Source organism: Quisquiliibacterium sp. (assembly GCF_982640115.1).
In genome coordinates this window covers 1-10,652 of the sequence record NZ_CEXFHW010000140.1, presented here as the reverse complement: position 1 = coordinate 10,652, position 10,652 = coordinate 1, and the positions used below count along the sequence as shown (strand labels likewise).

General features: G+C 72.6%; 8 protein-coding genes. 5 read left to right on the top strand and 3 right to left on the bottom strand.

Annotation, left to right across the window (positions count from 1 at the left end; all coding sequences use genetic code 11):
• Both AC2H6A_RS14445 and AC2H6A_RS14440 read left to right on the top strand, forming a co-directional pair.
• On the top strand, nucleotides 1–813 hold an 813-nt coding region (locus AC2H6A_RS14445; RefSeq protein ID WP_484274300.1), incomplete at its 5' end, for a carbohydrate porin.
• Between the two features lie 106 nt (nucleotides 814–919).
• Nucleotides 920–2,791, top strand: coding sequence for an AMP-binding protein (locus tag AC2H6A_RS14440; protein WP_484274299.1), 1,872 nt, complete (start codon nucleotides 920–922; stop codon nucleotides 2,789–2,791).
• Between the two features lie 25 nt (nucleotides 2,792–2,816).
• Here the strand turns inward: AC2H6A_RS14440 and AC2H6A_RS14435 are convergent, their stop codons facing one another.
• A complete protein-coding gene (locus AC2H6A_RS14435) occupies nucleotides 2,817–4,733 on the bottom strand; it encodes a c-type cytochrome (protein ID WP_484274298.1) in 1,917 nt (638 codons plus the stop codon).
• Nucleotides 4,734–4,814: 81 nt separating this feature from the next.
• Between AC2H6A_RS14435 and AC2H6A_RS14430 the strand changes: the two genes are divergently transcribed.
• Together AC2H6A_RS14430 and AC2H6A_RS14425 are read left to right on the top strand one after the other, a co-directional pair.
• The gene (locus tag AC2H6A_RS14430) at nucleotides 4,815–6,425 is read left to right on the top strand and encodes a gamma-glutamyltransferase family protein (protein WP_484274297.1); all 1,611 of its coding nucleotides are present in this window, start codon (nucleotides 4,815–4,817) and stop codon (nucleotides 6,423–6,425) included.
• A 14-nt stretch (nucleotides 6,426–6,439) separates the two neighbouring features.
• Nucleotides 6,440–7,021 carry a TetR/AcrR family transcriptional regulator gene (locus AC2H6A_RS14425; protein WP_484274296.1) on the top strand — a complete coding sequence of 194 codons (582 nt, stop codon included), beginning with the start codon at nucleotides 6,440–6,442 and terminating at the stop codon, nucleotides 7,019–7,021.
• Here AC2H6A_RS14425 and AC2H6A_RS14420 read toward each other — a convergent pair.
• Nucleotides 6,999–8,195 carry a thiolase family protein gene (locus AC2H6A_RS14420; RefSeq protein WP_484274295.1) on the bottom strand — a complete coding sequence of 399 codons (1,197 nt, stop codon included), beginning with the start codon at nucleotides 8,193–8,195 and terminating at the stop codon, nucleotides 6,999–7,001. The genes AC2H6A_RS14425 and AC2H6A_RS14420 overlap by 23 nt on opposite strands.
• A 170-nt stretch (nucleotides 8,196–8,365) precedes the next feature.
• On the opposite strand from AC2H6A_RS14420, the gene AC2H6A_RS14415 reads away from it, so the two are divergent.
• Nucleotides 8,366–9,583 carry a cytochrome P450 gene (locus AC2H6A_RS14415; RefSeq protein WP_484274294.1) on the top strand — a complete coding sequence of 406 codons (1,218 nt, stop codon included), beginning with the start codon at nucleotides 8,366–8,368 and terminating at the stop codon, nucleotides 9,581–9,583.
• Here AC2H6A_RS14415 and AC2H6A_RS14410 read toward each other — a convergent pair.
• Nucleotides 9,558–10,571 carry a class I SAM-dependent methyltransferase gene (locus AC2H6A_RS14410; RefSeq protein WP_484274293.1) on the bottom strand — a complete coding sequence of 338 codons (1,014 nt, stop codon included), beginning with the start codon at nucleotides 10,569–10,571 and terminating at the stop codon, nucleotides 9,558–9,560. The genes AC2H6A_RS14415 and AC2H6A_RS14410 overlap by 26 nt on opposite strands.
• Nucleotides 10,572–10,652 lie beyond the last annotated feature (81 nt).

The window sequence follows — 10,652 nt, the reverse complement described above, 5'->3', positions numbered from 1 at the left end:
AACACCTACGCGCACGATGCCCGCACCCAGTTCCTGAACCTGGCCTTCACCACCCACGGCGCCTTCGATTTCGCCGCCGATGTGCGCGGCTACTCCTGGGGCGGGGCGGTGGAATACTTCGACGGTGACTGGGCCATCCGCGCCGGCCGTTTCGCCCAGCCGCGCGAGCCCAACCAGATGGCGCTCGATCCGCGCATCGGCACCCACTATGGCGACCAGATCGAACTCGAGCGCGGCCACCGGCTCGGCGAGCGGCCAGGGCGCTTGCGGCTGCTGGTGTTCCGCAACCAGGCGGTGATGGCGTCGTACCGCGATGCGCTTGCCCGCGCCCAGGCCCTGGGCGGCCCGCCGGCGCTCGATGCCGTGCGGGCCGGCCGGCGCGACAAGCGCGGCGTGGGCATCAGCCTGGAGCAGGAGATCGCGCCCGGCCTCGGGCTGTTCGCGCGGGCCATGCGGGCCGATGGCGCCACCGAGGTCTATGCCTTCGCCGAGATCGACCGTTCCCTCTCGGCGGGCCTGCTGCTGCAGGGCGGGCGCTGGGGCCGGCCGGCCGACAGCGTGGGCCTCGCGGTGGCGCGACACGACATCTCGGCGGCGCACCGCGACTATCTCGCCGCCGGCGGGCTCGGCTTCTTCGTGGGCGATGGCCGGCTCAACCCCGGCGGCGAACGCATCCTCGAGGCGTTCTACCGGTTCTCGCTGGGCGCCGGCGTCTGGCTGAGCCTGGGGCATCAGCGCATCGCCAACCCCGGCTACAACGCCGATCGCGGGCCGGTCTCGGTGACGTCGATGCGCCTGCAGTGGCAGCGCTGAGGGCATCACCCCGGCAGCGGAACCCCGGCGGGCTCTGCCCGTCCGCGATTCGGGCAAGATGCGCCGCACACGCGGACCACCGCGGCCCATCCCCGGAGACCCAGCCTTGAACGCCCCCGAGCCCACTGACCTCTCGTCGATCCCGTTCCGGCCCGTCCGGTTCCTGCCCCGCGACATCGAGACCGAGCGCCGCGCCGACGGCACCGTGGTGTTGCGATCGCGCATCCCGCTCGCGCCTTACGCCGAGCATGTGCCCTCGCTGCTGCGGCGCTGGGCCCGTGAGGCGCCCGAGCGCACCTGGCTCGCGCAGCGCCGCGGCCCGGCGCGCGAGTGGCTGCGGGTGAGCTACCGGCAGGCACAGGCCACCGTCGACGCGCTTACCCAGGCCCTGCTCGATCTCGCCGTGCCCGATGCCCGGCCGGTGGTCATCCTCAGCGGCAACTCCATCGAGCACGCGCTCATGGCGATGGCCGCGATGCAGGCCCGGCTGCCGGCCGCGCCGGTCTCGCCGGGTTACTCCCTGATGAGCCAGGACCATGGCGTGCTGCGCCATGTGTTCGAGCTCTTGCAGCCTGGCGTGGTCATGGTGCAGAACGCCCGGCAGTTCGAGCGCGCGCTGCGCGCGCTGAACCTCGAGGGCGTGACGCTGGTGCATGTCGACGAGCCCCTGCCCGAGCTGCCCAGCCGCGCCTGGGCCGACATGGCCGCCACGCCGGTGACCCCGGCGGTGCAGGCCTCGGTCGACGCCATCCGGCCCGAGACCGTCGGCAAGTTCCTGCTCACCTCGGGCTCCACCGGCACGCCCAAGGCGGTGATCAACACCCAGCGCATGATGTGCGCCAACATCACCATGGGCCAGCAGGCGCGTCCCCGACAGCCCGGCGACCCGGTGCCCGTGGTGCTCGACTGGATGCCCTGGAACCACACCATGGGCGGCAACGCCAGCTTCAACGCGGTGCTCGCCGACGGCGGCACCCTGCACATCGACGACGGCCGGCCCACGCCCGAGCTCTTCGGCGAGTCCTTGCGCAACCTGCAGGAGCTCTCGCCCACCTACTACGCCAACGTGCCGGCGGGCTACGCCATGCTGGTGGCCGCGCTCGAGAAGGACGACGCGCTCGCGCAGCGCTTCTTCGCCGACCTGCAGATCGTGGGCTACGGCGGCGCCACCCTGCCCGATGACCTCTACCTGCGCATGCAGCGTCTGGCGGTGCGCCACACCGGGCAACGGGTGGTGTTCTTCACCGGCTGGGGCTCCACCGAGACCGCGCCCACCGCCACCTGCACCTACTGGGCCACCGAGCGCGTGGGCCTGATCGGCCTGCCCTTCCCTGGTGTGGAACTCAAGATGGTGCCGATCGCCGACAAGTACGAGCTGCGTCTGCGCGGGGTTACGGTCATGCCCGGCTATCACCGCCGGCCCGACCTCACCGCCGCCGCCTTCGACGAGGAAGGCTTCTACCGGATCGGCGATGCCGGGGTCTTCGTCGATCCCGCCGATCCCTCGCAGGGGCTGGTGTTCCGCGGTCGGGTGGTCGAGGACTTCAAGCTGATGACCGGCACCTTCGTGCAGGTGGGCTCGCTGCGGGTGGCCTGCGTGGCCGCGGCCTCGCCGGTGGTGCAGGACGCGGTGGTCACCGGCCACGACCGGGAATGGGTCGGCCTGCTCGCCTGGCCCAACCTGGTGGCCTGCCGACAGCTCATCGGTGAGCCCGATGCCAGCTTCGCGCAGGTGATCGCCGATGAGCGGGTGCGCGCCCGCGTGCGCGAGGGTCTGGCCGCCCACAACCGGGCCTTTCCGGGTTCCAGCACGCGGATCCGCGCGGTCATGCTGATGGCCGAGCCGCCGTCCATCGACGGTCGCGAGCTCACCGACAAGGGCTACATCAACCAGCGCGTGACGATCGAGCGGCGGGCCGCGCTGGTCGAGCGTCTGTATGCCCGGCCGGTCGATCCCGAGGTCATCCTGATCGACTGAGCAGGCGGCGCGGCGCCGCTGCGCCTCAGCGCCGCGCCTGCTGCACCTGCGGCACCGAGACCGGCGTGGCCTGATGGCCCCAGCTTGCCCGCAGCCACGAGACCAGCGCAGCCACCTGCGTGTCGTCGAGCCGGTGTGCGAAGGGCGGCATGCCGTGGGGCCGCGGCTCGCCGGGGATGTCGGCGGCGAAGCCGCCGCGCAGCACCACCGTGATCAGGTTGCCGGGCTCGGGCTGAGTCACCGCGCGGTTGCCGGCCAGGGCTGGCCAGGCGCCGCGGCCCTGGCCCTGGTTACCGTGGCAATCGGCGCAATGCTCGCGGTACAGCGCCGCGCCGGCCGGGCCGGCGGGCACCGCGGCCGCGGGCGGGCGGGCAGGTTCGGGCCTGACGACCGGCAGCGCCCGCAGATAGGTCGCGATCGCCAGCCGGTCGGGTTCGGTCAGGTGCCGGGTGCCATGGCTGATCACCTCGGCCATCGGCCCCATGGCGCTGGCGCCAGCCGTGCGGCCGGTGGCCAGCCACTGCGCGATCTGCCCGGCCGGCCAGTGCTGGACGCCGGCCTCGCCCGGCGACAGCAGCGAGGGCGCCAGCCAGCGTCCCGTGCCCACCGGACCGCCTGCCAGCGGGCCCTCGGGGCGTGTGGCGCCCAGGCGGTCGCGGGGCGCATGGCAGGCGCCGCAGTGGCCCACCACCTCGACCAGATAGGCGCCACGCTGCCAGTCCGCCGGGCGTGAGGCGTCGGGTTGCGCACCGCCCGACCGGAATGCCAGCGATCGCCAGATGGTGAGCGCCCACTGCGTACCGAAGGGCCAGCGCATCTCGTGAGGCCGATCCGGCTGGCGCACCGGCGCCTGGCTGCGCAGCCAGGCAAAGATCGCGTCGGCATCCTGCGCGGTCATGCGCGTGAAGTAGGGATAGGGGAAGGCCGGCGAGAGCAGCCGGCCGTCGCGGGAGCGACCCTCATGCAGCGCGCGGCGGAAGTCCTGCGCGCGCCATGCCCCCAGCCCGGTGTCCGGATCGGGGGTGAGGTTGCTGCTGTAGACCGTGCCGAAGGGCGTCTCGATCGCCCGTCCCCCGGCCAGCGGGTCGCCCCCCGGGGCGGTGTGGCAGCTCACGCAGTTGCCGGCCCGCGCCAGATAGGCGCCACGGGCCAGCAGCGGGTCGGCGGTGGCCGCGGACGAGGGCAGGGCGGAGCCCGCCGCCGGGCTGCGCGGGGTCGATGCGCTCGCGGGGCGGGCGGCCGGGGCGCCGCCCACCGCAGGGACGCTGCCGCAGTCCATCGGCGCGGGGCTCGGCAAACGCGCAGCGGGCGCGTGCAGCGCCGGCATCGGCTGCGAGGCCAGCCAGGTGGAGACCGCGCCCACATCCTCCGGCGTGAGCCGGGCCGCGATCCGGGCCATGCAGTCGGGCTCGGCGGCGCGGCGCTGCTGGTTGCGCCAGGCGCCTAGCTGGGCATTGAGGTAGTCGCGCGGCAGCCCGAGCAGGCCTGGCGTGCCCGGCAGCACACCGGTGAGCGTCGCACCGTGGCAGGCCGCGCAGGCCGGAATGCCGCGGGCCGGGTCGCCACGGGTGGCCAGGGTCTCGCCGTGACGCATCAGCGCCGCCGGCGCGCCGCTCACGGCCGGCGGCGGATAGGGCGGGTCGCTGGCGGCGAAATGACCGGCGATCTCCCGCAGCGTGTCGTCGCGCAGCGGCGCCAGCAGCCACTGCATCGGCGCGTGCTGGCGCTGGCCATCGCGAAAGGCGAGCAACTGCCGGTAGAGGTAATCGGCGGGCTTGCCGGCGATGCGCGGCAGGAAGCCGGCGCTCGAGGCGCGGCCCTCGGCGCCATGGCAGGCGGTGCAGGCGGCCAGCCGGCGGGAGGCCTCGCCATCGTCGGCGTGCGCGCTCACCGCGGCGGCGGCCAGCAGGCCTGCGAACAGCGCAATCAGCACAGAGGGCATCGGGTCCGTCCCGTGGCGGCGCGAGTTGGCCGTCCCGGCAAAACCGTGCATCTTAGCGGGATCGACAATCCGGGAGACGGCATGACACGGGCGATGGTCAGCGCGGCGCAACCCGAGGCGGTGGAAGCCGGCCTCGATGTGCTCAGGGCGGGCGGCAATGTGATCGATGCCGCGATCGGCGCGGCGCTGGTCCAGACCGTGGTCGATCCGCAGATGTGCGGCATCGCCGGCTTCGGTTCGATGCACATCTGCCTGCCCTCGCGCGGCGTGCACACCGTCATCGACTTCCACGGCCGCGCGCCGCTGGCCACCCGACCCGAGATGTGGGCCGACCGCATCCTGGGCGAGTGCGACGACGGCTTCGGCTTCCTGCTGCGCGATCAGGTCAACGAGATCGGCTACCAGTGCATGACCACGCCGCTCTCGCTCAAGGCCTTCGACGAGGCGCTGCAGCGCTTCGGCACCCGCTCGCTGGCCAGCCTGATGGACCCGGCCATCGCCTGGTGCGAGGACGGCTTCGCGGTGCGCCCCCGCGTGCACGAGTTCTGGATGCAGCCGGCGATCTGCGGCCGCATCGAGCGCATCCGCGTGCTGCGCGACCATCCCGCCGCCGCGAAGATCTACCTGCGCGCCGACGGCCGTCCGCACCGGGTGGGCGACATCCTGCGCAACCCCGACATGGGCCGCACCCTGCGCCGCATCGCGCAGCACGGCGTGGCCGACTTCTACGAGGGCGCCATCGCGCGCGAGATCGCCGATGACATGGCCGCGCATGGCGGCCTGATCGGCCTTCAGGACCTGGCCACCTGCGCCACCGAGACCGGCGCGCCGCTGGTCACCCATTACCGCGGCCACCGGGTGGCCACCAACCCGCTGCCCGGTGGCGGGGTGATGATCGTGCTGATGCTCAACATCCTCGAGCACTTCGATCTGGCGGCCATGGGCCACAACTCGCCCGAGTACATCGCCACCGTGTCCGAGGCGATGAAGATCGCCACCGTCGACAAGGACAGCCGCATCGGCGATCCGCGCTTCGTCGATGTGCCGCTGGCCGAGCTGTGCTCGAAGGAGTACGCGGCGCGCATGGCCGAGCGCATCCGCAGCGGCCAAAAGACCGCCGTGCCCCGGCTCAACCCCGGTGGCCGCGAGAGCCGCGAGACCACCCATGTCTGCGTCGCCGACCGTGACGGCAACAGCGTCACCATGACCCACTCGCTGGGCTCGTCCTCGGGCGTGGTCACCGAGGGCCTGGGCTTCATGTACAACAACTGCATGATGGTCTTCGACCCGCGCCCGGGGCGGCCGGGCTCGCTCGCCGCGGGCAAGGCGCGCTTCTCGGCGATGTCGCCCACCATCGTGTTCCGCGATGACAAGCCCTTCTTCCTGGTGGGTGCGCCTGGCGGCACCACCATCACCATGGGCAACCTGCAGGCCATCCTGAACGCGGTCGATTTCGGCATGAGCGCCCACGATGCAGTCAGCGCGCCGCGCTTCTGCACCACCTCCGACACCATCGAGCTCACCAACCGCATCCTGCGCAGCACCGAGTCGGCGCTGCGCGCGCGCGGCTATCCGGTGCAGCGGCATCCCTTCAGCTACATGGCGCCGCTGGTGCATGCCATCCGCCTGGCTGACGGCCGCCTCGATGGCGGCGCCGATCCGGCCGGCGACGGCATGGCCCTGGGCCTCTGAGGCGGCCGCCGCGCATGGCCCGCGCTGACAGCCGGCTGCCGCAGCTGCTCGATGCGGCGGCTGCGCAGTTCGCGCTCAAGGGCTTCCAGGCCGCCTCGGTGCGCGACATCGTGCAGGCGGTGGGCATGCTGCCCGGTTCGCTCTACTGCCATTTCGCCACCAAGGACGAGCTGCTGCTCGCGGTGTACGCCGAGGGCGTGCGCCGGATCACGCTCGCGGTCGATGCCGCCGTCGCCCGCCAGACCGATCCCTGGCGGCGCCTGGAAGCGGCCTGCGCCGCGCACCTCGAGTCGCTGGTCGATCGCAGCGCCTACGCGCTGGTGGTCACCAGCGTGACCCCGGCGAGCGTGCCGGCGGTGGCGGTACAGCTGCGGGCGCTGCGCGATGGCTACGAGCAGCGTTTCGTCGACCTGGTGGCCGGGCTGCCGCTGGTCGGCCGCGGGCAGCGTCGCAGCCTGCGGCTGATGCTGATGGGTGCGCTCAACTGGGCGCCGGTCTGGTACCGGCCCGATGGCGCCGGCACGCCGCGTCAGCTGGCGCGCGCCTTCGTGCGGCTGCTGCGCGAGCCCGCGCTCAGCGGCGCAGGTTCTCGATGAGCGTGGCCATGCCCATGCCCGAGCCCAGGCACATGCTGATGATCGCGTAGCGCCCGCCGGTGTCGGCCAGGTGCTGCATGGCGGTGATGGTCATGCGCAGGCCGGTGGCCCCGGGCGGGTGGCCGATGGAGATGCCCCCGCCGTAGAGGTTGGTGATGTCGCGCGGGATGCCCAGCTCGCGCTCGGCGTGCAGGTTCACCACCGCGAAGGCCTCGTTGATCTCGAAGTAGTCGATGTCGGCCACCGACAGCCCGGTGCGCTGCAGCAGCTGCGCGATGGCCGGCACCGGCCCCACGCCCATGATGTGCGGCGGTACGCCCGCCACCGCGTAGTCGATCAGCCGGGCCTCGGGCTGGATGCCCAGTTGCTCGGCGTGCTCGCGGTCGGCCACCAGCAGCGCGGCCGCGCCGTCGGTCACGCCGCTGGCATTGCCGGCGGTGATCACACCGCCGGGCTTGCGGAAGGCTGGCTTGAGCGAGGCGAGCTTCTCGCGGGTGACGCCGGGCCGGGGGAATTCATCGGTGTCGAACAGCCGGGTGCCGCCGCGGCCGTCGGGCACCTCGATGGGCGCGATCTGGCGCGCGAGGAAGCCCGAGGCGATCGCCTTGCCGGCGCGCTGCTGGCTCATCCAGCCCCAGTCGTCCATGGCCTCGCGGCCGTGGCCGTGGAGTTGCGCGAGATTCTCGGCCGTGTCGCCCATGAGCTCGCCGGAGAACGGGCAGCGGTAGATGTAGTCGAGCCCGTCGATGAACTCGAAGGGGCCACGCTGCGCGCCCCAGCGCACCTTGTGCGCAAGGTAGGGCACGCGGCTGTAGTTCTCGGCGCCGGCGGCCACCGCCAGTCGGCTGTGGCCGGTGAGGATCTGCCCGGCGGCGCTGATGATCGCCTGCGAGCCGGTGCCGCAGGCCCGCACCACCCCCAGCGCCGCGCTCTCCACCGGCAGTCCGGCCTGCAGCGCCACCTTGCGGCTGATGAACAGGCCGTCATGGTCCACCGGGGCGGTGACGCCGAACACGAGATGGTCGACCTGCGCGGCATCAACCCCGGCCCGGGCCAGGCTGGCCCTGACCGCGTGCGTGCCCAGGGCCGACAGGGGCACCTCTCGCAGCGAGCGGCCGAAGTCGCCGAAGGGCGTGCGTACGCCGGCGGCAAGAACGATGCGGGACAGGCTCATGGCTCTCTCCGGGAAGCTTGGAATCCGGCGCAGTATAGGCAGCGCTGCCGGTCGGCACAATCCGGAAAGACGAACGATTGTTTGCCCTGCTGCCCGGGTCTAGACTGCCGCGTCACCGGCCATCACCCGGCGCCGCCCGGCGCCGGCGGCTGTCTCCGGCGAGGTCCCCCATGAGCCTTGACTGGCACCCTGAAGACCCGGCCACGCTGGCCGATCCCTATCCCGTCTATGCCCGCCTGCGCGACGAGGATCCCTGCCACTGGAGCCCGCGGCTCAAGGGCTGGGTGCTCACCCGCTATGACGATGTGCGCCGGGCCTGCCACGACCGCGAGCGCTACTCGTCGGATCGGCTGCGCCCGTTCTTCGGGGCCATGCCGGCCGATGAGGCCGCGCGCATCGCCGACATCATCCGCTACCTCTCGCTGTGGATGGTCTTCAAGGATCCGCCGGAGCACACCCGGCTGCGGCGCCTGGCCGGCAAGGTCTTCACCGCGCGCGCCATGCAGGGCATGCGCCCCGAGATCACCGCCATCACCGCACACCTGCTCGAGGGCCTCGCCGGCCGCGAGCGCTTCGACTTCATCGCCGAGTTCGCCGGCCCGCTGCCCTGCCTGGTGATCATGTCGATGCTCGGCGTGCCGCACTCGGATCTGGCCCTGCTCAAGCGCCTGTCCGATGACATCGCACCCTTCATCGGCTCGGCACGCACCTCGGCGGTCAAGTACGCCGCGGCGCAGACGGCCACCCGCGAGATGGCCGACTACTTCCGGGAGCTGATCGCGCTGCGCCGCCGCCGCGAGCACACCGACCTGCTCGCCGGGCTGGTGGCGGTGCGCGACGGCGAAGACCGGCTTTCGGAGGATGAGCTGGTGGCCACCTGCATCCTCATGCTCTTCGCGGGCCATGAGACCACCACCAATCACCTTGCCAACGGTCTGGCTGCGCTGATGCGCTTCCCGGATCAGCTGGCCGCGCTGCGCGACGATCCCGCGCTCGCGCCGGCCGCGGTCGAGGAACTGCTGCGCTACGAGGGGCCCTCGGGTGCGCAGGCCCGCGTGGTGGCGCAGGCCCATGAGCTGCACGGCCGCGCGCTGCGCGAGGGCGACCGGGTCTTCCTGCTGCTCAACGCTGCCAACCGCGATCCGCGCGCCTATGCCGACCCCGAACGGGTCGACCTTCGCCGCGAAGGCGTGCCGCATCTCGCCTTCGGTTACGGCCCGCACATCTGTCTGGGCTTTCCGCTGGCGCGCACCGAGGGCGAGGTGGCGCTGCCGGCCGTGCTGCGGCGCTTCGCGCGCATCGAGCCCGCGGACCCGCCGCCGCGCTGGCTGAATTCGCTGGTGTTTCGCGGCATGGATGCGCTCACCGTCCAGGTTCGCCCGTCCTGAGCCCCGTGCCGGGGCGCGCCCAGTCGGCCACCAGCGAGTCCAGGATCGCCCGCGGATCGGCCTGGCCCCGCACCCTGACCCGTTCGCCGATCTGCCTGCCCAGCCGGGCGGCCAGCCGCGTCAGCGGGCGACCCGAGGCCCAGTGGCGCAGTGGCGTGTGCCCGGAGAGCACCTGCGCCACCCGCGCCGGGTAGTGGCGGGTGATCTCGTCCAGCACGGTCAACGGCGCCAAGGGTGCAGTGGCGTCGCGCCGGAAGACCACCTGGATGTTGCCGCCGTCGGGGCTGGTCCATGTCGAGGCCACCGACAGTCCGCAGGCAATACCCAGGCGCGACAGCGTGGGCACGCCCCAGGTGGTGAGGTGCGCGCGGTGAAAGCTGTGGGCAGGTGACTGGCAGGTGGCTTCGGCGTTGGGCACCTCGATCACCAGGTGGCCGCCCGGCGCGAGCCAGTCGCGCAGGACCTCGATGACCGCACGCGGCGCGGCCAGGTGCTCGAGCACGTGATAGAGGGTGATCAGCCGGTAGGCGCCGGCTGATCGGGCATCGCGCTCGACAAACCCCTGGCGCACCGGCAGGCCGAGCCGCTGGCGCGCATGGTCGCCGTAACCCTGGTTGGGTTCGAGCCCCTCGGCGGGCAGCCCTGCGGCGTGGATCATCAGGTAAAGGGTCTCGCCGCCGCCGGCGCCGACATCCAGCGCGCACGGCCGATCGGCCAGCAGCGGTCGGATGCGCGCGAGCCGCTCCAGTGCCACCCTGCCGGCGCGCAGCACATGGTGGCTGCGAGGCGTGACCACCCCCTTGTAGTCGGTGCGGTAGGCGTGCTGGTACCAGGTGTCGAGGTCGGTCTGTGCCGGCATGGGGTCGACATGCACCAGCCCGCAAAGGCCGCACAGCACGTTGCGCAGCGGATGTCCGTCGCGGTCGCGCTCGGACACGGTCTGTCTCAGCCTGCCGCTGCACAGCGGGCAGGCGCTTGAATCGGTCATGGATGGCTCCTGAACGGCACGGAACGCGCGCACAGGTGCGCGCGAAGGCGCCGTTCCGGGCGCGACGACGCGGCCGGAACG

Bases quoted from the DNA above. Each gene is read 5' to 3' on its own strand.
- AC2H6A_RS14430 (WP_484274297.1), top strand. From the start codon at position 4,815: ATGACACGGGCGATGGTCAGCGCGGCGCAACCCGAGGCGGTGGAAGCC.
- AC2H6A_RS14435 (WP_484274298.1), bottom strand. From the start codon at position 4,733: ATGCCCTCTGTGCTGATTGCGCTGTTCGCAGGCCTGCTGGCCGCCGCC.
- AC2H6A_RS14415 (WP_484274294.1), top strand. From the start codon at position 8,366: ATGAGCCTTGACTGGCACCCTGAAGACCCGGCCACGCTGGCCGATCCC.
- AC2H6A_RS14410 (WP_484274293.1), bottom strand. From the start codon at position 10,571: ATGACCGATTCAAGCGCCTGCCCGCTGTGCAGCGGCAGGCTGAGACAG.
- AC2H6A_RS14425 (WP_484274296.1), top strand. From the start codon at position 6,440: ATGGCCCGCGCTGACAGCCGGCTGCCGCAGCTGCTCGATGCGGCGGCT.
- AC2H6A_RS14420 (WP_484274295.1), bottom strand. From the start codon at position 8,195: ATGAGCCTGTCCCGCATCGTTCTTGCCGCCGGCGTACGCACGCCCTTC.